The organism is Streptomyces sp. NPDC058240, assembly GCF_042882135.1.
Lineage (GTDB): Bacteria > Actinomycetota > Actinomycetes > Streptomycetales > Streptomycetaceae > Streptomyces.
Map to the genome: position 1 here is coordinate 151,874 of NZ_JBHVWT010000013.1, position 22,422 is coordinate 174,295.

Below are 22,422 nucleotides of genomic sequence, written 5' to 3' on the forward strand. Positions count from 1 at the left end.
AGAAGGGGGGGGGGGGGAAAAGCTTGGGGGGGCAACGCTGGCGCCAAACACCCCGGTTTGTGGGGGCCTCCCCCCGGTACCCCCCCCGCGCGACTGGTCCCCCCCGAGTCCCCCCCCGGCCGGACTCAGGCCTCCAGCGCCGCGGAGACCACGGCCCTGGCCTCCTCCTGCACCCGGCCGAGATGGTCGGTGCCCAGGAAGGACTCCGCGTAGATCTTGTACACGTCCTCGGTGCCCGAGGGGCGGGCGGCGAACCAGGCGTTCTCGGTGGTCACCTTGATGCCGCCGATCGGCGCGCCGTTGCCGGGCGCCCGGGTCAGCACGGCCGTGACCGGTTCACCGGCCAGGGTGTCGGCCGTGACCTGCTCGGGGGAGAGTCGCGCGAGCACCGCCTTCTGCTCGCGGTCGGCGGGGGCGTCGATCCGGGCGTACGCCGGCTCGCCGAACCGGGCGGTGAGCGCGGCGTAGTGCTCGGACGGGGTCTTGCCCGTCACCGCGAGGATCTCCGAGGCGAGCAGCGCCAGGATGATGCCGTCCTTGTCGGTCGTCCACACCGATCCGTCGCGGCGCAGGAACGAGGCCCCGGCGGACTCCTCGCCGCCGAACCCGAGCGAGCCGTCGACCAGGCCGTCCACGAACCACTTGAAGCCGACCGGCACTTCGACCAGCTCACGGCCCAGACCGGCGGCGACCCGGTCGATCATCCCCGACGAGACCAGCGTCTTGCCGACCCCCGCGGAGGCCGGCCACTGCTCGCGGTGCGCGTAAAGGTAGTCGATGGCGACGGCGAGGTAGTGGTTCGGGTTCATCAGCCCGGCGTCCGGTGTCACGATGCCGTGCCGGTCGGCGTCGGCGTCGTTCCCGGTCGCGATCTGAAAGCGGTCGCGCTGCCCGATCAGCGAGGCCATCGCGTACGGCGACGAGCAGTCCATCCGGATCTTTCCGTCCCAGTCCAGCGTCATGAACCGCCAGGTGGGGTCGGTCAGCGGATTGACCACCGTCAGATCGAGCCGGTGCTGTTCGGCGATCCGGCCCCAGTACGCGACCGACGCGCCGCCCAACGGGTCGGCGCCGATGCGCACTCCGGCCGTGCGGACCGCGTCCAGGTCGAGCACGGACGGCAGGTCGGCCACATAGGTGCCGAGGAAGTCGTACGTCCCGGTGGTCGACGCCGCCCGTGCGCGGGCGTACGGCAGCCGGCGTACGTCCTTCATCCCGGCGGCGATGATCTCGTTGGCCCGCTCCTGGATCCAGCCGGTGGCATCGGACCCGGCTGGGCCGCCGTTCGGCGGGTTGTACTTGAACCCGCCGTCGCCGGGCGGGTTGTGGGACGGAGTGACCACCACACCGTCGGCGAGCCGCGCCGTCCGGCCCCGGTTGTGGCCGAGGACGGCGTGCGAGACCGCCGGGGTCGGGGTGTAGCCGTCGGCCGGATCGATGAGCACGGTCACGTCGTTGGCGGCGAACACCTCGACGGCGGTGATCCGGGCCGGCTCCGACAGCGCATGGGTGTCGGCACCGAGGAAGAGCGGCCCGTCCGTGCCCTGGCGCGCCCGGTACTCGCTGATCGCCTGGCTGGTGGCGGCGATGTGGTCCTCGTTGAACGCGGTGGCCGTGGACGACCCGCGGTGACCGGAGGTACCGAACGCCACCCGCTGGTCCGGCTCGGCCGGGTCCGGGTGCAGCGCGTAATACGCCGTCACCAGCCGGGCCACATCGATGAGATCCTCCGGCCGGGCCGGCTGTCCAGCTCGTTCGTGCGGCATCTGCCCACTCCTCCGTATCGGTCGGTCGCTTCGGTCTTCCCCCGCCACATTTTCGCGGGTGGCCCGCGCCGCCCCGCGACTGCCCCGCCCGGACGGACCGGCCGAAACCCGCTGGCGGCCGCGACGGGGCCCGGCATAGGTTCGTCCACGATCATGAGCAGTCCACCGCGGACTGCGCGAAGCGGCGGGTTTCCGGCCGGACCAGGAGAGACGAGATGGCACCGAACGATCTTGCACCGGACAGCCGGGTGGAGCTGCGCGGGGCCACCGCCGAGGACGCCGGGCCGCTGACCCGGCTCTTCCTCGCCTCGCGCGCCGCGTCCATGCCGTACCTGCCCAAGGTGCACAGCGACGAGGACACCCTTGCCTGGATGACCCATGTCGTCCTGCCCGGAACGACGGTGCGGATCGCCGAGACCGGTGCCGGGGAACCGCTGGGCTTCGCCTCCCTCGACGGAACCGAGCTGGAACACCTCTACCTGCGCCCCGACGCACGGCGCCGGGGCATCGGCTCACTGCTCCTGGCCGAGGTGCGTGAGCTCTCGCCCGAGGAGCTCACGCTGTACGTCTTCCAGCGCAACACGGACGCCCGTGCCTTCTACGAGCGGCACGGGTTCACCGCGGTCGGGTTCGACGACGGCAGTCGCAACGAGGAGCAGGAACCGGACGTCAGGTACCGGTGGACGGCGCACGGCTGACACGGTCCGCCGTCCGGGACGAGGATCCGGCCGAAGGACGAGGTGTTGATCTCCTCAGTGCGTGGTGGTTGAGTGTGCCGCGTCCCGGCGGAGCCCCTGCCGAGGGCGCTGTGTCAGCTCCCCGCGAGAGGAACACGTACGTGGCAGTCGGCCCCGCGCCCCGGGACACCGTGGACTGGTGGCGGGACGCCGCCATCTATCAGATCTACGTACGCAGCTTCGCCGACGGCGACGGGGACGGAACCGGCGATCTCGCGGGCGTACGCGCCAAGTTGCCCCACCTCGTCGAACTGGGCGTGGATGCGATCTGGTTCACGCCCTGGTATCTGTCGCCGCTCGCCGACGGCGGATACGACGTGGCCGACTACCGCACCATCGACCCCGCGTTCGGCAGTCTCACCGAGGCCGAGGGACTGATCGCGGACGCCCGTGAGCTGGGCATCCGTACGATCGTCGACATCGTCCCCAACCACGTCTCCGACCAGCACGCGTGGTTCCGCGCCGCCCTGGCCGCCGGGCCGGGCAGCCCCGAGCGGGAACTCTTCCACTTCCGGCCCGGTCGCGGCCCGGACGGCGAACTCCCGCCCAACGACTGGGTCTCCGAATTCGGCGGCGTCCCCTGGACCCGGCTCGCGGACGGCGAGTGGTACCTCCACCTGTTCGCCGCCCAGCAGCCCGACCTCAACTGGGCACATCCGGCGGTCCGCCAGGAGCACGAGGACGTGCTCCGCTTCTGGTTCGAACGGGGCGTGTCGGGCATCCGGATCGACTCGGCGGCCCTGCTCGCCAAGGACCCCGCACTGCCCGACTTCGTCGCGGGCCGCGACCCCCATCCGTTCAGCGACCGTGACGAACTCCATGACGTCTACCGCTCATGGCGGGCCATCGCCGACGAGTACGGGGCCGTCTTCGTCGGTGAGGTCTGGCTCCCGGACAGCGAGCGCTTCGCCCGCTATCTGCGCGCCGACGAACTGCACACCGCCTTCAACCTCAACTTCCTGGCCTGCCCCTGGGACGCCGGGCGGCTGCGCGCCACGATCGACGACACGCTCGCCGAGCACGCCGCGGTCGGCGCCCCCGCCACCTGGGTCCTGTGCAACCACGACGTGACCCGGACCGCCACCAGGTACGGCCGCGAGGACACCGGATTCGCCTTCGGCGCCAAGACCTTCGGCACGCCGACGGACCTGGCACTGGGCAGCCGACGGGCCCGCGCCGCGGCCCTGCTGTCGCTCGCCCTGCCCGGCGCGGTCTACCTCTACCAGGGCGAGGAACTGGGACTTCCGGAAGCCGACGTCCCGCGCGACCGGATCCAGGACCCGATGCACCTGCGCTCGGGCGGCACCGACCCGGGACGCGACGGCTGCCGGGTACCGCTTCCGTGGTCGGCGCAGGCACCGTACGCCGGATTCGGCTCCACCACGGAGCCATGGCTTCCGCAGCCGGCCGGCTGGTCCTCGTACGCCGCCGACCGGCAGAGCACCGACCCGGAGTCGATGCTCAGCCTCTACCGCGAGGCGCTGCGGCTGCGCCGGACCGAGCCCGGCTTCCGTGCGGCGGGGGCCAGGGGCCGGCAGCTGACCTGGCTGCCCTCCGCACCCGGCGTGCTCGCCTTCACCCGCACCGGCGGACCGGCCTGTGTGGTCAATCTGGGGGAGGAACCCGTGGAGCTGCCCGAGGACACGGACACCCTCCTCCTCAGCGGCCCGCTGGACGAGCAGGGTCGGCTCCCGCGGGACACCGCGGCCTGGCTGCGGCCGTACGACCGCCCCTCCGGGCAGGCGGACGGATGATCCGCGCGGCAGGGCGGGCGGCAGGATCGCGGGGGGACGGGCACTGCGGCAGAGTGGGCACATGGACGATCTCAATGCCCTCGCCGACGAGCATCTGGCCGCGGCCCGCGCCTCCGCGCACGGCCGCAGCGCCCACCGCCTGCTGCACGAGGAACCCCTGAGGCAGACCGTCATCGCCCTCACCTCGGGTTCCGCCCTCGACGAGCACAACGCCCCCGCCGCGGCCTCCCTCCAGGTGCTCCGCGGCAGGGTCCGTCTCACGGCGGCCTCCGGCGATGTGGAGCTGAGCGCCGGAGAACTCCAGCCGATCCCGCAGGAACGGCACGGGCTGCTGGCACTGGAGGACGCCGTGGTGCTGCTGACCGCTGTCAACGACTGACGGTGACGGCGCCGGGACGTGCGGCGGAGGCCGCCCGTACGCGCTCCAGGATCCACAGCACCAGGCTGCCCGCGGCGAGCGCACCGCCCAGGAGGCAGATGCCGCTCCAGCCCGCCCGGGACCAGACCACCGAGGCGAGTGCCGCTCCGGCCGCCCCGCCCATGAAGAAGAGCGTCATGAACGCGGAGTTGATCCGGTTGCGGGCCTCCGGGCGGAGCGCGTAGATCACGTTCTGACTGCTGTTGAGTCCTGCCTGCTGGGCGATGTTCAGCAGGATCACGCCGACCGTCAGCCACAGCAGGGACGACTCACCGGCCAGCAGCGGCAGCCAGGCGAGCGTGAGGAGCGCGGCCGCCGTTCCCGATACGGCCTGCACCCGGCCGCGGTCGCTCAACCGGGCCGCGATGTTCATGCCCACCACACCGATGACGCCCACCAGACCGAAGAGCCCGATGGCGGCCGCGTTCCAGTGGAAGGGCGGCCGGGTCAGCAGGAACGTCAGCGCGGTCAGCTGCACGCTGTACGAGGCCATGGAGAACGCGCCGACGGCCGCCCGGCGGCGCAGCAGGGGTTCCTCCCGCAGCAGGGCCAGGGTGGAGCGCAGAAGCCCGGTGTACGACATCGTGGACGTGGAGCGCGGCCGGGGCAGGCGGGGGAGCCGGTTGTGCAGAAGTATCGCCATGGCTGCCATCAGCAGCGCGTTCACCCAGTACACGGTCCGCCAGCCGCCGAGCTCGGACAGCGCGCCGGCGGCCAGCCGTCCGAACAGCCCGCCGAGCAGCACGCCGGACATGACGACGCCGACGATCCTGCCGCGCTCGGCCGGAGCCGCGAGGGCCGCCGCGAAGGGCACCACGACCTGGGCACCGACGGAGGTCAGCGCGGTCAGCAGCGTGCCCGCGATCAGCCACGGGCCGGTGGGAGCGGCGGCCGTGACCAGGAGGAAGAACGCGGTGAGCGCGAACAGGCCCACGGCGAGCCGTCGTCGGTCCATGACGTCCCCGAGCGGGACGAGCAGGATCAGCCCCAGCGCGTATCCGGCCTGGGCAGCGGTGACGATCAGCCCCGCCGCGGTGACACCGATGTGCAGATTCACCTCGATGATGTCGAGGAGCGGCTGCGCGAAGTAGTTCCCGGCGCAGGAGAGGGCGGCGGCGAGAGCCATCAGCAGAACCAGACCGCGCCCGAGCGACGGCGGCTCGGAGAGTGCGGCGCGGGGCACGGCCCGGCTGCGGGTTTCGTGAGTGGAGTGAGCCATGTGCCCCAGCGTCCGGGATCGACCATCCATGAGTCCAACACATGTTTTTCATTTCATCGATCGTGGTTCACGATGGATGGATGGAACTTCAGCAGATGCGGTACGTCGTCGCGGTGGCGGAACTGGGCAGCTTCACGCGCGCCGCGAAGCGGTGCCTGGTCGTCCAGTCGGCCCTGAGCCATCAGATCGCCCGGCTGGAGAAGGACCTGGGGGCCAGGCTCTTCGACCGCACCAGCCGTCAGGTACGGCTCACCGCGGCGGGCGAGGCCTTCCTGCCGGAGGCCCGGCAGGCGCTGGACGCGGCGGAGCGGGCCCGCGCCGAGGTCGCCGCGACGGCGGGGGAGGTCCGCGGGCGCCTCGCGGTGGGAGCCATTCCTACCGTGGCCTCGGTCGACATCCCGGCGGCGCTGCGGGTGTTCCACCTCCGCTATCCGAAGGTGCACATCGTCCTGCGGGACGGGGCGAGCAAGGACCTCGTCCAGGAGGTGCGGGACGGGACGCTCGACGTGGCGTTCCTGGGCGTGCTGCCCAGCTACCGGCCGAAGGGCGTGAGCGATCACGAGCTCGCCACGGGCGAACTGGTCGCCGTCGTGGCGCCCACCCACTCCCTGGCCGGGCAGGCGGAGGCGGGTCTCGACCGGCTGGCGCAGGAGATGTTCGTCGACTACCCCGACGGCACCGCGGCACGGGCGCAGTCGGAGGAGGCGTTCGCGGCGGTGGGCCTCACCCGCGAGGTGGCGTTCGAGGTCAGCGGCACCGACTTCATCGTCCGGCTGGTACGCAGTGGGCTCGGCATCGCCATGCTGCCGGCCGCCTTCGCGGCGGAACTGACCGGCGTGCACGTGCTGCCCGTCCGCGACGCCCCCGCACGCACGGAGCGCCTGGTCTGGAGCCGCTTCCGCCCCACCCCGGCCGCCGCGGCGTTCCTGACCGGACTCGGTGTCGACCCCGGTGCCGGGACCGGCTGACGGGCCCTGTCCCGGTGACCGGAGCACGGCTCAGTGGCGGGGAGCCGCCGGATGCGGGAGCAGGCGCAGGGGAGCCGAGACGGCGACGGCCGCTGCGAGGTCGAGGACCAGGGCAGCGGTCAGGGCGTGCCCGTAGGCCGCGACACCCGTGTGGACGCCCTCGCCCAGCGTGCCGTAGAAGATCACGCCGAGGAGGGCCACCCCGACCGAACCGCCGATCTGCTGTCCGGTCGACAGCACGCCCGAGGCGATGCCGATCTCGGCCGGGCGTACGCGCGAGAGCACGGTGTTCAGCAGTGGCGTGACCAGTACGCCGGTGCCCATGCCGGTCAGTACCAGCGGCACGGCGAGGTGCCAGGCCGTCAGCGAGCCACCGGACGCCGCCCGCACTGGCATGGCTCTCCGAGCAGATGGCGCTCCCGCGGTGAAGAGAGCCGACCCGGCACCCGGAGCCCGGGACGCCGCGCCGCCGCAGGGTGTCGCGGCGCGGGCGGGGCGGCGCACGGCTGAGCCACCGGTGCTCAACCGCGGAGTCGTACGGGACCGGACCGGCCTATCCCTGGAGCGCCGCGCGCAAGCGCTCGCCCATTGCCGCGGCTTCCTCGTCCGTGGGGGACAGCACGCCGTTCTCGGCCATCAAAGCGTGAAACTGCTGTTGCTGGTACGGAGTTCCCGCAGGGAGGCCGGCGATGTGCCAATGGAGATGCGAGTTTCCCTGCTGGCTTCCGAGGGACATCAGGTACGTGCGCTCGGGCTTCACCACCGCTTCCACCGCCAGGGCCACCTTCCGGACCACGGACATCAGCCGCAGGTATGCGGACTCGTCCAGATCGCGGACGGCGTGCTCGATGTGGGCCTTCGGGGCCACGAGCACCTTGCCCGGCACCGTCGGATACCGGTCGAGGAACGCGATGTGCTGGTCGTCCTCGTACACCGTGACGTGCGCGGAACCAGGGGCACCCGCCACGAACTCGCAGACGAAGCAAGGGCCGTTGCGCACCCGGGCCTCGTAGGCTTCGAGGTCATGGGATCGCTGTTCCGGTGACACGCTCTTCCTCTCTGCCGGTCCGCTGGCACCGCAAGGTGCAGGTGGCCAAGCATAGGTTCCACGGGCAACGCCACCGCGCCCGACGCGATCAGGCCCGGCATGCGCCGGGGTGCCGGCCGGGCCGACAGGTGGGGTGTGGCCGGAGTCTGGTGGGCAGGTACTGGTGTACGACCCCGGAAAGCGGGGCGCAGTGACCGGTGGCGAGAGGCGTGTGACGTGAGCGAGCGGACCGTGTGGCAGTTCTCCGACGATCGTGGACAGTTGTCGACCGCCGGGCGGCGCCCGGAGCGGGTGCTCGCCTATGTCCAGGCCGGAGCGACCCTGTGGGACCACGGGATTCGCCCGAGCGCGATATTCGGCTCCGATCACGACGACCGGGCCGTACCGGACGCGGCGAAGACCGGTTCGCTTCCGTTGGCCGAGGTCGGCTACCTCGGTGCGGGCAGCACCCTGGACGTGGCAACCCTGCTGAGCGGTGAGCCGGATCTCGTCGTGGCGGTCAGCTACGGCGGCGGCCATGTCTACGGGATCGCCGCGGAGACCGCCAAGCATCTGGAGGAGCACGTCCCGGTCGTCGTCATCGACGTGGGGCAGGCGCGCACCCTCGCCGAGATCGGTGACCGGTTTGCCTTGCTCGCCCGCTCGCTCGGTGCCGAGGAGCCCGAGACGGCGACACAGGACCTGGACGCCGCGCGGCACCGGCTGCGCACGCTCGTGGCCGGTGGGGGCGGGCCCCGGGTCGTCGCCCTCTCCCCGGCCGGGCAGGAACAGACGCATCTCGCCCGCCCCCGGATGTGGCCCGAGCTGCGTGTGCTGGCCGAGCTGGGCGTCGGCATCGTCGAGCCGGCCGAGGGGCCCGGCCTGAACTGGTCCACGGTCGGCTGGGCGGAAGCGGTGGCCCTGCGCCCCGCGGTGGTTCTCGCCGATGTCCGGGCCAACGCCACGCCGCTCGGCGAGCTGCGGACGAACGCGGACTGGTCGGCGATCGAGGAGGCCGCCCGGGTTGTGCCGTGGAACCCGGAGCCGGTGTGCAGTTCGCGGGCCCACGCACGGTTCCTGACGCTCGTGGCCGAGGCGCTGGAGGCGGCCGGGCGCTGAGAGGCTGTCGGTCGGCGTACGCCCGTACGCGTGCACGGCGACGCCCCCGTACGGACGTGTCCGATCGCGCGGGCCGCACGGGTTCGCGAGGCTGGACACGACCGCCCCGCGCCGACCCCGTACGTCCCCAGGAGCAGGCATGCAGCAGGACAAGCACCCTTCCTACCGTCCCGTCGTCTTCCGTGACCGTTCGGCGGGCTACGCCTTTCTGACCCGGTCCACCGCGTCGAGCGAGCAGACGATCGACTGGGACGACGGCAACAGCTACCCCGTCATCGACGTGGAGATCTCCGCCGAGAGCCACCCCTTCTTCACCGGGAAGGCGCGCGTCGTCGACTCGGAGGGGCAGGTCGCCAAGTTCGAGCGCCGGTACGGGGGCGAGGACGCCTCCTGACCTGCTTGCGGACCCGAGTCCCCCGGCCCCGTCGAAGGGGCGGGGGACTCGGTCCGTCACAGCTCCTGACACCGCCGGCCAAACCCTCGTAACTTGCCTGCAACATCGAACTAACGCGCGTTACTAAAGCGCGGCGCCAACCCGCTCTCGGCACTGAGCGGCCGGTCCTACGAGATCCGGGCCGAGATCGCCCTGCCGGGCACGGGCGCCGCCACCGAATTCGGCTTCCGGCTCCGCACCGGCGGAGACCGGCGGACGCTCGTCGGCTACGACGTCGGCACCGGCAAGCTCTTCGTGGACCGCGGCGCCTCGGGTGCCGGCGACTTCACCGAACACTTCGCCGGACGGACCTCGGCAGCCCTGCCCCTCGCCACCGCCGACGGTGAACGGCGGCTGCGGGTAAGGCTGTTCATGGACACCTCCTCCGTCGAGGTGTTCGGCGGCGACGGCCTGGTCACCATCAGCAGCCTCCTCTTCCCCGAACCGGACGACCGGGGCATGGCCTTCTACGCCACCGGAGGCGCGGCCCGCATCGTGACGCTGACCGTCCACCGGCTCCGCGACGTCTTCCGGGTGACGGACATCGGCCCCGAGCCGCCTCCGGGCCCGCGGGGCGGCGTGTTCCGCAGCGGTGGACTCGGCGACCTCACCGCCGTGCCGGTCGGGCACTGGACGACTACCGGCGCCGGCCGTACCGGAGTCTTCGACCGGGACTCGACCGCCGTCTCCAGCACCGAGTACGGCGATCTGGAACTGACCTCGGTCGTCCGCTTCGGCGGCCCGGACGGGACCGGCGGCGCCGGATCGGTGCTGCTGCGCGCCACGCCCGACACGGCCGACGGATACGCCCTCAACCTCGACCCGAACCTGCGGACGGTCAGGCTCTTCGGCAAGGACGGCGGACGGACGACCGTGCTCGCCGAGGCACCCCTGCTGGTCCGCGCGGGGGTGAGCCTCCCGCTGCGGATCAGGGCCCGCGGCGGGCGGATCGAGGCGTTCGTCGACGGCCGGCAGGTCATCGATGTGACCGACACCCACCACACACGCGGCAGGATCGGGCTCAATGTGTTCGGGGGCCGCGCCGCCTACCAGGACACGTTCGTCACCGCACTGTAGGAGACTCCATTCCCATGCTCGAAAGACTCGACCTGCTGGTCATCGGTGAATGCGTCGCCGACGTCGTCCGGCTGCCGGATGCGGCCGATCAGGTCCACCCGGGCGGCAGCCCGGCCAACGTGGCGTACGGTCTGGCCCGGCTCGGGCACGGCGCCACCCTGCTCACCCAACTCGGCCCCGACGACAACGGCCGGCTGATCAGGGACCATCTCGCCGGCGCCGGCGTCGAGGTCCGCACGGACGAGGCCACGGCCCCCACCCCGTCCGCCGCCGTCACCCTGGACGGCGCCGGCCGGGCCGCGTACACCTTCGAGATCGGCTGGACGCTCGGCCCGGTCGCCCTGGACCGGCCACCGCACCACGTCCACACCGGCTCCATCGCGGCGGTGATGGAACCGGGGGCGGCCACTGTCCTCGGCGCCGTCGAATCGCTGCGGACGGCCGCGACCGTCAGCTACGACCCCAATGTGCGGCCGGAGCTGATGGGGGACCGTGCGTCCGCCGTCCGCCGGGTCGAACGATGCGTCGCGCTCAGCGATGTGGTGAAGGCCAGCGACGAGGACCTGGAATGGCTGTACCCGGGCCAGGAGCCGGAACAGGTCGCCGAGCGCTGGCTGGCCACCGGTCCGGCGGTCGTCCTCGTCACCCGGGGCGGCGACGGCGCGCTGGCCGTGCTGCCCGGCGGGCGGGTGACGGTCGACGCGCTGCCCACCGAGGTCGTCGACACGGTGGGGGCGGGCGACGCCTTCATGTCGGGCACCCTGCACGCCCTCGCCGCGCACGGGCTGCTCGGCGCGGACGGCCGGGAGCGGCTGCGCTCGCTGGACCGGGCCGGGACGGCCGACGTCCTGCGGCACGCGGCGGCCTCCGCCGCGGTCACCGTCGCACGGGCAGGCGCCAACCCGCCGTCCGAGGCGGAGCTGGAGGCGGCACTCGCCCGGAGCTGAACACGCCCCGGTCGGGGGAGGGGGCGCCCGGGAGCCCTTGCTCACCCGGGCGCCACCAGGTGCGGGCGGCTGTCGTCGTCGAGGAAATCGACGACGGCGAGAACGAACAGCGCGCACAGCGCGATCCACACGGTGACCAGACCGGTCGGCCGGTCCCACACCACCAGGACCGCGGCGGCCACCACGACCACCGTCCAGTTCAGCGGGCGCCTGGCGCGGTGCACCCACCGGCCGACCGGGCCGCCGGTGAAACCGGCCGCGTCCCGTACCGCACCGATGCCGCCGCTCCACATCGCCATCACGCGGGTGGCGGCGCGGCCGTCACCGGTGAGCCACGCGGCGAGGGCCACCACGATGCCGAGCGTGACGACCATACGGACCAGGGCACGCATCCGGCCGACCAGGACGTCGAAGACCGAACCGGCCGCCGGCTGCGACACCCCGGACGGCAGGCTGTCCAGATAGAACCCGCGGCCCACCCACAGGGCCAGGCCGAGCACCGCGGCACCGGCCGCGACCGCGAGCGCCGTCGTGACCAGGGCGCGGCGGCGGCGCACCGCGAGGAGCACCCCGCCCGCGGCCAGCACCAGAGTGACCAACGGCAGCCAGAACCCGATGATCTGGAGGGCCCGGAACCACTTCTTGGCCTTGCCCACCGAGTCGGAGGTCAGCACCGTGAAATCGGTGTGGATCTCGGGGAGTTTCGCCGCGACGCCCAGTCCTCGGTCGACGAGGCGTTGCTTCACCCGGTCGATGACCGGTGCGAGGTCGATGGTGACGGTGTCGTCCGTGAGCTTCACCGCCCCGCCGCCGCTTCCGGACAGCGCCTTCACCGCGGCGGACTGGGCGGTCCGGTTGAGGTCGGTCCAGATCCTCGCGAAGGCGTCGCCGGCGACGAACTTCTCCACGGTCCCGTGCACGAAGTTCGAAATGCCCGTGGTGAGGGGGCCGTTCAGCTTCGACAGCGCCTTGTCGAGAACCGGCCGGTCGGCGGGGGAGACGTCGGCCAGCAGGGTCTTCACATCCAGGTGCTGCATGACGGCACCGGTGACGCGATCGGTCACCGCGGTCTGCACATCTGGGTCGGAGGCGAGCGGCGCCATCATCGCCACGTAGTTGTCGGTGTCGCCGATCTGGTTCTTCGCCCAGGTGGAGACGATGCTCAGTGGCGTGAGGACGGCCGCGACGAGGACGAGCAGCACGGCGAGGAAGGAACGGGCCCGCGGCCGGTGCCGCGCCGGGGCACGGGCCTCCAGCACGGCCACCCTGGCGCGCAGCGCCTCCAGCTCGGCACTTTCCTCCGGGGGCTTCGGCTGATCACGGTCCGCTTCCATCCCCCCAGGGGACGGCCTGCCGCCGCGCACGGCACGGCGGACTGCTGTGGACGGGTGAACACGGTCACCGTGACGTGCGGCACCGTTCGGCCCGCCGGAGGTATCGATGACCCTTTCGGCTCATTGGCCGCATCCTCGCCGGGGCCACTGCCGTTCGACAACCGGTAGGCGTGATCGATTACGGAGGAGGGGGCGGACATGACGCGGGTCGACAGGGACGTCGCGGTGACGGGACTGGGCATGGTGACTGCCGCGGGCGCGGACGAGCACACCTTCTGGGAGGGGCTGTGCGCCGGCGTGTCCATGGCCCGCAGCTGCGAGGAACTGGCCGGACTGCCGGTCGACTTCGGCTGTCCGGTGGACGGGATCGACCTGGACGAGGCGGTCGGCGGGCGTGCGGTGTGGCGGATGGCGCGGTTCGTGAAGATGGCACTGGTCGCCGCCCGCCGGGCAGTGGCGGACGCCGGGCTGTCGCCGGAGCGGTGGGACGGTGACCGGGTCGCGGTGGTGCTCGGCGTCGGGGTGGGCGGGGTGTCCGTGCTCGTCGACAACGTACGCAGGCTCGACGACGGCGGAGCGGAGGCGGTGTCGCCGCTTCTGGTCCCGATGATGATGCCCAACGCGGCGGCCGGGGAGGTGGCCATCGCCCTGCGGGCCCACGGCCCCAGTCTGGCCCCGGCGACCGCCTGCGCGTCCGGGGCGACGGCCCTCGCCGTCGCCCGCGACCTGCTGCTGAGCGGCCGGTGCGATGTGGTGGTGGCGGGCGGTGCGGAGGCCGTACTGACCCCGCTGGTGGTGAGCGCCTTCGCCGGAATGGGCGCGCTCTCGCTGCGCAACGGCGATCCGACGGGGGCGTCGCGGCCGTTCGCCGCGGACCGGGACGGGTTCGTGATCGGCGAGGGCGCCGCCGTGCTCGTACTGGAACGGACGACCGATGCGCTCGCCCGGGGCGGACGGCCGCGCGCCCTGCTGACCGGTGCGGGTTCCGCCACCGATGCCCATCACCCCACGGCCCCGGACCCGGACGGCGGCGGCGCGCGCAAGGCCGTCGAGGCCGCGCTGCGCGAGGCGGGCTGGGCGGCCCACGAGGTCGACCACATCAACGCGCACGGCACGTCGACCCCGCTGAACGACGCGATGGAGACCGCACTGATCTCCGGGCTCTTCCCCCACCGGCCGTCGGTGACCGCCCCGAAAGGCGTGCTCGGGCACACCCTCGCGGCGTCCGGGGCGATCGAGGCGGTCGCCACCGTACTGACCCTGGAGCACGGCCTCGTCCCGCCGATTGCCAACCTGGACTCGCTGCCGGACGGGTTCGACCTCGACTGCGTGGTCAAGGAGCCCCGGATCCAGCAGGTCGAGCGGGTGCTGAGCCACTCCTTCGGCTTCGGCGGACACAACGTCGTACTCGCTTTCCAACGCGTCGACGCGGACGGCCCGCCACCCGCGGACCCGGGTGTCCTCGTCGTTGCTTGATCGTTATATTTTCATGACCGCAACGATCGACAGCCCTTCCACGGAACGGTCCACGGACCTCCTCACCGGTGTGCTCCTCGGCGACAACTTCCGCCGCGAGCACGGTTTCTGGCGGCGGCTGATCAGCAGCGAACCCTTCCGCCGCCCGGACCGCAGCACGACCGAGGAACGCCTGACTCTCACGTACGAGCGGCTGCGCGTCCTCAACGACTGCCTGGACAGCGGAGCCCGGCTGGCCGCCGACCACCGAGCCCTCGCGGCCCTGCACGAATGGCTGGGCCCGGTGGACCCGGCGCTGACCACGGTGGCGGGCGTCCACTACAACCTCTTTCTCGGCAGCCTCCTCGACCACGGCGGCGACCGCGATCTGTCGGACTTCCTGAGGCTGCGGCGCATCGGCACCTTTCTCTGTACGGAGGTGGCACACGGCAACGACGCCGCGGCCGTCGAGACCACGGCCGAGTACGACCGCGAGCGCGACGGATTCGTGCTCCGCACACCGCACGCCGGGGCCCAGAAATTCATGCCCAACACCAGTCCGGCGGGCGGCCCCAAGACCGGGCTCGTGGCCGCGCGGCTGCTCGTCGACGGCGCCGATCAGGGGGTCTTCCTCTTTCTCGTACCGCTCACCGACGGCGTACAGGCTCTGCCCGGCGTACGGATCCGCAGGCTCCCCACCCGCACCGGCAGCCCGGTGGACCACTGCCTGACCTCCTTCGACCAGGTCTTCGTGGGACGCGCCGCGCTGCTCGGCGGCGACCACGGACGGATCGGTGCGGACGGCGAGTTCAGCAGCACCGTCGACAACCGAAGGCGTCGCTTCCTCGCCTCGATCGGGCGGGTCACCTCCGGCAAGATCTCGATGACGGCCTGCGCGGTCGGCTGCGCGCGGGCCACACTCGCCGTCGCCGTCCGCTACGGCGGCCACCGGTACGTCTCGGGCCCCCGGGGCTCGCGGCAGGTGCCGGTGATCGCCCACCGCAGCCACCACGGACCGCTCGCGTCCGCCACGGCCACCGTCTTCGCGATGAGCCTGCTGCACCGCAGGGCCTTGGACCGCTGGGAAGAGGGCGGGCAGCGGGAGGAGGCGGAGCGGCTGGTCGCCGTCGCCAAGGGGTGGGTCACCTGGCAGGCCAGGTCCGTGATCGTCGAATGCCGTGAACGCTGCGGCGCCCAGGCGCTCCTGGAGAACAACGGCATGAGCGAACTCCTCACCGGAGTGGAGGGCGCCATCACCGCCGAGGGCGACAATATGGCCATCCACGCCAAGGCGGCCGCGGAGATGCTCTTCGCCACCGCACCGGGCGGGCCCGAGGCTTCCTCCGGCGGCGGACCCGGCGAACTCGACGACCCCAGGTTCCTCGGGAGGCTGCTCGCGGAACTGGAGCGGATCTGGTTCGGCAGGGCCCGGGAGCGGATGCGCCTCGCACCGCACGGTGACCCGCTCGCGCGGTGGAACGTGGCGTCCGGGCCCGCCCTGCGCGGCGTCGAGGCCCACGCCCAGTGGCAGGCGGCCGAGGCGTACGAGGAAGCGGTGGCCGCGCTGCCCGAGGGGCCCGCCCGCGAACGGCTCGGCGAGCTGCAACGGCTCTTCGCGCTCGACCGGATCGCCCGCAACAGCGGTGATCTGCTGGCAGCGGGCCTGTTGACCGCCGACCAGGTCAACGGACTGCCGGACCGGGTGGAAGAGCTCATCACCATGGTCGCCGCCCAACTGCCCGACCTCGTCGAGTCCTTCGCGCTGCCGCCGGAGCTGCTCGCCGACTGGCCCATCGCCGGAGCCGACTACGTGGCCGCCTACGACGATCCGGGAGCCGCTTGGAGGACGGGCGGGGACCGGGCGACGGTTCAGGACGAGCGGTGAGGGCCATGACGAGGAGGGGAACAGCTGTACGGGGTCACCGGATCAGGGAGGCGGCCGGGGCCCTCGGAGTCCGTGTTGTCCTGCTGGCCTACTGGGGTACGGCGTCCGTCCTGGCCCGGTGGTGCGGGGAGGACGGTGCCGAATCGGTTCGGCACAAGGCGTAACTGGAGGCACTCCACCCAGTTGATTCGGCGTCGGGACGGTGTCACCGCCGGCCCGACAGCCGGACCGAATGATGGAGAGAAAGCTCATGAGTGCGATTCATCCCAAGATCACCGAGGTTCTGACACACACCTTCAAAGTGCCCGTTGCCGAGATCCACCCGGGCTCCACGATGGACAGCCTGGAGATGGACTCCCTCGCCGTCGCCGAGTTCGCCGTCCTCATCAGGGAGACGGCCGGCGGCAACCGGGACTTCGACCAGCTCCCCAAGGACGCGACGCTGGCCGACATCACACGGTTCATCGACCCGGCAGCCGGCCGCGGTGCGCGGGTGGGCGGCGGGACCGCGATGAGCAACGCCCGATGAACAGGCCGGCCGTCGCCGTCACCGGCCTGGGCATGATCACCCCGGTCGGCAACGACACCGAATCCACCTGGCGGGGCGTGTGCGCGGGAGTGTCACCGGCCCGCACCGTCGCCGAGCTCGAAGGGTGCGCGATCGACTTCGCGTGCATGGTCGACGGCATCGACCTGGACGCCGCGATCGGCGGCCGTGCGTCCTTCCGCATGGGGAAGTACGTGAAACTCGCCGTGCTCGCCGCCCGGGAGGCGGTCGCCGACGCCGGGCTGGACCCGGCCCGGTGGGAGGGCACCCGGGTCGCGGTGGTCGTCGGCACCAGCAGTGGGGGTTCCGCCTCGCTGACCGAGCAGGCCGTCGTGCTCGACCGGTTCGGAGCAGGGGCCACCTCGCCCTCGGGCATCCTGCTCACCATTCCCAACATGCCCGCCGCCGAGATCGCGATCCAGCTGCGGGCCACCGGCCCCAGCATGGCCCCGTGCACCGCCTGTTCGTCCGGCGCCACCGCGCTGTCCGTCGCCCGCGACCTCCTGGTCACCGGGCAGTGCGACATCGCTGTCGCCGGAGCCACCGAGTCGATCGTCTACCCGGCCGCCATGGCCGGGTTCGCCAGGTCCGGAGCCGGGGCCCGGACGGACGGCGACCCGGCCAGGCTGTGCCGTCCCTTCGCAGCCGACCGGGCCGGTCTGGTGATGGGCGAGGGCGCGGCCGTCATGGTGCTGGAACGGGTGGACGACGCCGATGCCCGGGGCGCGGCCCCACGGGCGCTGCTCGCCGGTACCGGCGCCACCACCGACGCCTACCACCCCATTAGTCCGCATCCGTCCGGCACGGTCGCCCAGGCGGCGGTGGAGGCCGCGCTGCGCGACGCGGGCTGGACTGCCGAGGACGTCGAGCACGTCAACGCACACGGCACGGCGACCCCGGTCAACGATGCCACCGAGGCCGCCCTCATCGCCCGGGTCTACCCGCACCGGCCGCCCGTCACCGCCCCCAAGGGCGTACTGGGGCACTGCATGGGGGCGGCCGGCGCGATCGAGGCCGGACTCACCGTCCTCACGCTCCAACGCGGAGTCGTACCACCGATCGCCAACCTGGACGCCCCGGCGCCCGAGTTCGACATCGACTGCGTCACCGAACAACCGCGGCGGCAGCCCATCCGGCGCGCCGTCAGCCATTCCTTCGGCTTCGGCGGACACAACGCCGTCATCGCTCTTCAGCGTCCGTAGGCATCCGGCAGGTGGTGCGACGGGACACACACCGACGTACCACCGGCCACACCCCCCATGAGCTGCGCAGAGCCTCGTGATAGCTTGCCGGAGCCAGTCGAACTCCACGTCATGGGGTCAGGGAATCCGGTGAGAATCCGGAACTGACGCGCAGCGGTGAGGGGGACGGGCGGGGCCACGGCCACTGGGACCACCCTCGGGTGTCCTGGGAAGGCGTCCCGTCCGAAGGAACCCGAGTCCGAAGACCTGCTGGCGCCCGCGACCCGGCACCGGGCCGCGGAACTCCGTACAGCGGGCTCCGCGCATGAGCCCAGAGACGCAGAGGGACTCCGTGCCGTCCATAGCCAGCCCCGTCCGCACCATGGCCCTGCTCTCGGCGGGACTGGTCCTGCTGACCGCCTGCGGAGGCGGAGCCGACGACTCCGCCGCGAAGCCGGGCTCCGCGGACGGATACCCGGTGACGCTGAAGAACTGCGGACGCACCGTCACCGTCGAGGCCGCGCCACGGCACGCCGTCCCGGTGGACCAGGGATCGACGGAGATCCTGCTCTCCCTCGGCCTCGCCGACCGGATGGCCGCCACCGCGACCTGGACCGACCCGGTGATGAAGGGCCTGGAGAAGGCCAACGCCGAAGTGCCCAGGATCGCGGACAACCGGCCGTCGTCGGAGAAGGTCCTCGACCGCGAGCCCGACTTCGTCAGCGCGTCGTTCGAATCGACGCTCGCCAAGGGCGGCGTTGCACCGCGCGAACAGTTCGAATCGCTCGGCGTCCCCACCTATGTCTCGCCCGCCGACTGCACCGGCAAGGACAACAGCGGCGGCGGCGACGGCGCCCGTACCGCCCCGTTGACCATGGACAGCGTCTACGGCGAGGTGCACGACCTGGCCGAGGTGTTCGGCGTACCGGAGCGCGGTGACGCGCTCGTGGCGCAGTTGCGGGCCCGGGTGAAGAAGGCGACCGAGGGCATCGACGCCTCCGACGCGACCCTCCTGTACTGGTTCTCCGACTCCAAGGCCCCGTACCTGGCCGGCTGCTGCGGAGCACCCGGGATCATCACCGAAGAGCTCGGCGCGAAGAACGTCTTCGACGACACCCATGAGGAATGGCCCCAGATCAGCTGGGAGACCGTCGCCGACCGCAACCCCGACGTCCTGGTCGTCGGCGACCTGACCCGCAAGGCCCAGACCGCCGAGAGCGCCGCGAAGAAGATCGAATTCCTGGAGTCCAACCCCGTCACGAAGAACATGGATGCCGTCAGGCACAAGCGGTACGTGCTGCTGAGCGGCCAGTCCATGAACCCGTCCATCCGGACGGTCGAGGGCATCGAACGCGTGGCAGCCGGACTGCGCAGGTTCGGGCTCGCCGGGTGACGGGGACCGAACGGGGCACGGCGGTGGCCGCGCCGCCTGCCCCCGCCACCTCCCTCCGCGCCACGACTGGCGTACGGAGACTGCGCGGCGGGGCCCTGTGGGTCTGCGGCGCCGCGTTGCTCGTCATCTCCGTCGCGGTCGCCGTCACCATCGGCCCCGCCCGGATCTCCGTGGCCGACGTCTGGTCCGCGGTGGCTTCCCACCTGGGCTGGGGCCGTTCACGGCTCTCCCCGATCCGGGACGGCATCATCTGGAACCTGCGCATGCCGCGCACCCTGCTCGCCGCGGTGTGCGGTGCCGGGCTCGCGGTGTGCGGCACCGTCATGCAGTCGCTGCTCCGCAATCCGCTCGCCGACCCGTTCGTCCTCGGTGTCTCCTCCGGAGCGTCCACCGGCGCGGTCGTGGTCGTCGTCCTCGGCGTCGGCGGGGGAGCGGTGTCGATCTCGACCGGCGCGTTCGTCGGAGCGCTGTGCTCGTTCGCCCTCGTGCTGCTGCTCAGCCACACCCTGGGTGGCACGACCGACCGGGTCGTGCTCTCCGGTGTCGCGGCCATGCAGCTGTTCTCCGCGCTCACCTCCTTCGTCGTGATGACCGCCGCCGACGCCGAGCAGACCCGCGGGGTGCTGTTCTGGCTGCTCGGCTCGCTCAGCGGGGTCGGCTGGACCGATGTGTGGATCTGCTCCGCCGTTCTCGTCGTGACACTGCTGATCTGCCTGGGGCACGCCCGTACGCTCGACGCCTTCGCGTTCGGGCAGGACGCCGCAGCCACGCTCGGCGTCCATGTCGCGCGCACCCGGATCGTGCTGCTGTGCACGACCGCACTGCTGACCGCCGCACTCGTCAGCTCGGCCGGTGCCATCGGCTTCGTCGGTCTGGTGCTGCCGCACGCCGCCCGTGCCCTCGCGGGTTCCGGGCACCGGCGGCTGCTGCCGGTCACGGCCCTGGCCGGGGCCGTGTTCCTGGTCTGGGTCGACACCCTCGCCAGGACGGTCCTCGACCCGCAGGAGGTGCCCGTGGGCGTGGTCACCGCGCTGATCGGCGTACCCGCGTTCGTCCTGGTCCTGTACCGCACCCGGAGGACCACGTGACGGGGGCGGCCACCTCGGGACTGCGTGCCGAACGGGTCGGCCGGGCGGCGGGCGGCCGCCTCATCCTCGACGGGGTCGACCTCGCCCCGCCGCCCGGCGCCACCGTGGGGCTGATCGGACCGAACGGATCCGGCAAATCGACCCTGCTGCGGGTGCTTGCGGGAGTCCTCGCTCCGGAGACCGGTGTGGTCACCCTCGACGGACAGCGGCTCGCCGGGATCGGCCGCCGCACCGTGGCCCAGCGGATCGCCGTGGTCGACCAGCACGCCGTCACCCAGGTCGAGCTGAGCGTGCTGGACGTCGTACGGCTCGGGCGCATCCCGCACCGCAGGGCCTGGTCGGCACCGACTGCGGAGGACGACGAAGCGGTGCGCGAAGCACTCTCGCGGACCGGCCTCGCCGACCGCGGCGACCAGTCCTGGCACACCCTTTCCGGCGGCGAACGCCAACGCGTACAGATCGCGCGGGCACTGGCCCAGCAGCCGCGCGAGCTGCTGCTCGACGAACCGACTAACCACCTCGACATCCAGCACCAGCTGGAACTCCTCGCGCTGATCGCCTCCCTGCCGCTGACCGGTGTGATCGCCCTGCACGACCTCAATCTGGCCGCGATGTTCTGTGACCGGATCGTCGTGCTGAAGGAGGGGCGGGTGGTGGCCGCCGGCACCCCCTCGGAAGTGATCACCGAGGAGCTGATCGCCGACGTCTACCGGGTCACGGCACGCGTCACGCCGGACGGGCCGGACGGGCGGCCCTCGGTGCGTTTCCTGCCGGAGCGTCCTGCGGGGACGTAGGGCCTTTCGTTCTGGACCATGGATCATGCCGGGCGCGTGGGTCGTGCCGGGCTGGTGGAGCATGCCGGGACCGCCGCCGTGGCGGGGACCCCGACGGCGAGAGGGCGGACCCCGGCACGACACGGGTCCGCCCTCATTCTCCGGGCGCGGCTGTCCGCCGCGGTGCGCGGGACGGGGTCAGCGGCGGCGTCCCTGGCCGAATTCGCCGCCGGTGTCCTTGCCGCCGATGTCCGCGCCGTCCGCGTAGTCGATCTGCTCCTTGCGGAGTTCGGCGGAGACCTCCTTCTGCTCGGTCACCTTCTTGGTCTCCATCCGCACCCGCTCGACGGGCACGGTCTCCTTGCGCGTGGTCGCACGTTCCGCGTGCAGGGTGACCTCGACGTCCTGCTCGCGGATGGCGGCACGCTCCGCCGCCTTCGCGCCGGGCTCCAGCGGCTCACGGATCAGGCGCACCTCTTCGTGTGTCACGGGCACGGTCCTGGTGACGTTCTCGGTGACGACGTACTTGTGCAGCCGTGCCGTTCCGCTCTCGTACTCCTCGGTGCCGACGAGCAGCTGCTCCTCGGAACGGATCATCTCCTCCTTGCCGCCCAGGTCGGCGGAGGACCGCTCGGAGCCCGCCCCGGCGCCGACGAGGGGACGCGAGGTGCCGGCCGCCCCGGTGTCTCGGTGCCTGCCCTGGCCCATGCCGGTCCCGCCTGCTGCCGTGCCGGACGAGGTGGTGCGGGCCGTGCCCGTACCGGAGGCGGTGGTGCCGGTCATGGCCGTCTTGTCGGACCCGGTGGTGGGTCCGGCGCCGGACGCCCCCATGGCCCCGGTTCCGGCGGCTCCCGCCGCCCCCATGGCCGTGGTGCCCTTCCCGGACGCCGTCGTGGTTCCCGTGTCCGTACGGCCGCCGAGCTTGGAGGTGGTGTTCCTGGCGAGGCCGTAGTGCTTGTAGAGCTCTTCCTCCTCCGCCACGGACAGATGCGCGTCCGCGTCCACCCGAGGGGCTTCCTTGACACGGTCCTTCGGATGCGAGATGTGCAGATCGGATCCCACGCGGCGGGCTCCGGCAAGCGGAACGAAACTCTCCTTCATGCCGAACAGGCCGGTCTTCACCGTGATCCAGTCCGGTCGGCCGGTGTTGTCGTCGACATACACCCGGCCCACACTGCCGACCTTCTCGCCGTCGGTGTCGTACACCGTCAGACCGTCGAGCTCTCCGGAATCCGTGAAACCGTCAGCGGCTCCCATGACCGATTCCTCCTCGTCCGGGCGCGTCCTGTGGCTGGGGCCAT

General features: G+C 72.1%; 21 protein-coding genes and 1 riboswitch. Of the genes, 15 read left to right on the top strand and 6 right to left on the bottom strand.

What is annotated here, in order from left to right; all coding sequences use genetic code 11:
* Positions 1 to 125 precede the first annotated feature (125 nt).
* Positions 126 to 1,766 carry a phosphoglucomutase (alpha-D-glucose-1,6-bisphosphate-dependent) gene (gene pgm / locus ACFVX4_RS21980; RefSeq protein ID WP_389979910.1) on the bottom strand — a complete coding sequence of 547 codons (1,641 nt, stop codon included), beginning with the start codon at positions 1,764 to 1,766 and terminating at the stop codon, positions 126 to 128.
* A 215-nt stretch (positions 1,767 to 1,981) separates the two neighbouring features.
* On the opposite strand from pgm, the gene ACFVX4_RS21985 reads away from it, so the two are divergent.
* From ACFVX4_RS21985 to ACFVX4_RS21995, 3 genes are all read left to right on the top strand, one after another.
* Positions 1,982 to 2,464, top strand: coding sequence for a GNAT family N-acetyltransferase (locus tag ACFVX4_RS21985; protein ID WP_389979913.1), 483 nt, complete (start codon positions 1,982 to 1,984; stop codon positions 2,462 to 2,464).
* A 140-nt stretch (positions 2,465 to 2,604) separates the two neighbouring features.
* The gene (locus ACFVX4_RS21990; protein WP_389979916.1) at positions 2,605 to 4,257 is read left to right on the top strand and encodes a glycoside hydrolase family 13 protein; all 1,653 of its coding nucleotides are present in this window, start codon (positions 2,605 to 2,607) and stop codon (positions 4,255 to 4,257) included.
* 61 nt (positions 4,258 to 4,318) lie between these two features.
* A complete protein-coding gene (locus tag ACFVX4_RS21995; RefSeq protein ID WP_389979919.1) occupies positions 4,319 to 4,636 on the top strand; it encodes a cupin in 318 nt (105 codons plus the stop codon).
* Here ACFVX4_RS21995 and ACFVX4_RS22000 read toward each other — a convergent pair.
* Positions 4,626 to 5,894, bottom strand: coding sequence for an MFS transporter (locus tag ACFVX4_RS22000; protein ID WP_389979922.1), 1,269 nt, complete (start codon positions 5,892 to 5,894; stop codon positions 4,626 to 4,628). The genes ACFVX4_RS21995 and ACFVX4_RS22000 overlap by 11 nt on opposite strands.
* A gap of 80 nt (positions 5,895 to 5,974) precedes the next feature.
* Here ACFVX4_RS22000 and ACFVX4_RS22005 point away from each other — a divergent pair, with 80 nt between their 5' ends.
* Positions 5,975 to 6,862: a LysR family transcriptional regulator gene (locus ACFVX4_RS22005; RefSeq protein ID WP_389979925.1), complete on the top strand. Its 888-nt coding sequence runs from the start codon at positions 5,975 to 5,977 to the stop codon at positions 6,860 to 6,862.
* A 30-nt stretch (positions 6,863 to 6,892) separates the two neighbouring features.
* Here the strand turns inward: ACFVX4_RS22005 and ACFVX4_RS22010 are convergent, their stop codons facing one another.
* Together ACFVX4_RS22010 and ACFVX4_RS22015 are read right to left on the bottom strand one after the other, a co-directional pair.
* Positions 6,893 to 7,258: a hypothetical protein gene (locus ACFVX4_RS22010; protein WP_389979927.1), complete on the bottom strand. Its 366-nt coding sequence runs from the start codon at positions 7,256 to 7,258 to the stop codon at positions 6,893 to 6,895.
* 157 nt (positions 7,259 to 7,415) lie between these two features.
* Positions 7,416 to 7,910, bottom strand: a complete 495-nt coding sequence (locus ACFVX4_RS22015) for an HIT family protein (protein WP_389979930.1) — start codon at positions 7,908 to 7,910, stop codon at positions 7,416 to 7,418.
* A 216-nt stretch (positions 7,911 to 8,126) separates the two neighbouring features.
* Between ACFVX4_RS22015 and ACFVX4_RS22020 the strand changes: the two genes are divergently transcribed.
* The 4 genes from ACFVX4_RS22020 to ACFVX4_RS22035 all read left to right on the top strand — a co-directional run bounded on the left by ACFVX4_RS22020 (position 8,127) and on the right by ACFVX4_RS22035 (position 11,465).
* Complete coding sequence (locus ACFVX4_RS22020) at positions 8,127 to 9,008, top strand: ABC transporter substrate-binding protein (RefSeq protein ID WP_389979932.1); 882 nt, start codon at positions 8,127 to 8,129, stop codon at positions 9,006 to 9,008.
* Between the two features lie 139 nt (positions 9,009 to 9,147).
* Positions 9,148 to 9,402, top strand: coding sequence for a type B 50S ribosomal protein L31 (locus ACFVX4_RS22025; RefSeq protein ID WP_093540855.1), 255 nt, complete (start codon positions 9,148 to 9,150; stop codon positions 9,400 to 9,402).
* 153 nt (positions 9,403 to 9,555) lie between these two features.
* Positions 9,556 to 10,518: a GH32 C-terminal domain-containing protein gene (locus ACFVX4_RS22030; protein WP_389980021.1), complete on the top strand. Its 963-nt coding sequence runs from the start codon at positions 9,556 to 9,558 to the stop codon at positions 10,516 to 10,518.
* Positions 10,519 to 10,532: 14 nt separating this feature from the next.
* A complete protein-coding gene (locus ACFVX4_RS22035; RefSeq protein WP_389979935.1) occupies positions 10,533 to 11,465 on the top strand; it encodes a carbohydrate kinase in 933 nt (310 codons plus the stop codon).
* Between the two features lie 41 nt (positions 11,466 to 11,506).
* Here the strand turns inward: ACFVX4_RS22035 and ACFVX4_RS22040 are convergent, their stop codons facing one another.
* Positions 11,507 to 12,799, bottom strand: a complete 1,293-nt coding sequence (locus ACFVX4_RS22040; protein WP_389979938.1) for a hypothetical protein — start codon at positions 12,797 to 12,799, stop codon at positions 11,507 to 11,509.
* Positions 12,800 to 12,997: 198 nt separating this feature from the next.
* Between ACFVX4_RS22040 and ACFVX4_RS22045 the strand changes: the two genes are divergently transcribed.
* From ACFVX4_RS22045 to ACFVX4_RS22075, 7 genes are all read left to right on the top strand, one after another.
* Positions 12,998 to 14,275 carry a beta-ketoacyl-[acyl-carrier-protein] synthase family protein gene (locus tag ACFVX4_RS22045; RefSeq protein WP_389979941.1) on the top strand — a complete coding sequence of 426 codons (1,278 nt, stop codon included), beginning with the start codon at positions 12,998 to 13,000 and terminating at the stop codon, positions 14,273 to 14,275.
* A gap of 13 nt (positions 14,276 to 14,288) precedes the next feature.
* Entirely contained in the window at positions 14,289 to 16,139 is a 1,851-nt protein-coding gene (locus ACFVX4_RS22050) for an acyl-CoA dehydrogenase (protein WP_389979944.1), read from the top strand.
* 250 nt (positions 16,140 to 16,389) lie between these two features.
* Positions 16,390 to 16,668 carry an acyl carrier protein gene (locus ACFVX4_RS22055; protein WP_266423764.1) on the top strand — a complete coding sequence of 93 codons (279 nt, stop codon included), beginning with the start codon at positions 16,390 to 16,392 and terminating at the stop codon, positions 16,666 to 16,668.
* Positions 16,665 to 17,888, top strand: coding sequence for a beta-ketoacyl-[acyl-carrier-protein] synthase family protein (locus tag ACFVX4_RS22060; protein WP_389979947.1), 1,224 nt, complete (start codon positions 16,665 to 16,667; stop codon positions 17,886 to 17,888). Before ACFVX4_RS22055 ends, ACFVX4_RS22060 begins: the two co-directional genes overlap by 4 nt.
* A gap of 77 nt (positions 17,889 to 17,965) precedes the next feature.
* Positions 17,966 to 18,157, top strand: a riboswitch (cobalamin riboswitch).
* A gap of 35 nt (positions 18,158 to 18,192) precedes the next feature.
* On the top strand, positions 18,193 to 19,260 hold the full coding sequence (locus tag ACFVX4_RS22065) for an ABC transporter substrate-binding protein (RefSeq protein ID WP_389979950.1): 1,068 nt from the start codon (positions 18,193 to 18,195) through the stop codon (positions 19,258 to 19,260).
* The gene (locus ACFVX4_RS22070; protein WP_389979953.1) at positions 19,257 to 20,348 is read left to right on the top strand and encodes a FecCD family ABC transporter permease; all 1,092 of its coding nucleotides are present in this window, start codon (positions 19,257 to 19,259) and stop codon (positions 20,346 to 20,348) included. The genes ACFVX4_RS22065 and ACFVX4_RS22070 overlap by 4 nt, the downstream gene beginning before the upstream one ends.
* Positions 20,345 to 21,142, top strand: a complete 798-nt coding sequence (locus ACFVX4_RS22075) for an ABC transporter ATP-binding protein (RefSeq protein ID WP_389979956.1) — start codon at positions 20,345 to 20,347, stop codon at positions 21,140 to 21,142. Before ACFVX4_RS22070 ends, ACFVX4_RS22075 begins: the two co-directional genes overlap by 4 nt.
* Positions 21,143 to 21,319: 177 nt before the next feature.
* On the opposite strand, the gene ACFVX4_RS22080 is transcribed toward ACFVX4_RS22075, so the two are convergent.
* Positions 21,320 to 22,378, bottom strand: a complete 1,059-nt coding sequence (locus tag ACFVX4_RS22080) for a DUF2382 domain-containing protein (protein WP_389979959.1) — start codon at positions 22,376 to 22,378, stop codon at positions 21,320 to 21,322.
* Between the last annotated feature and the right edge of the window lie 44 nt (positions 22,379 to 22,422).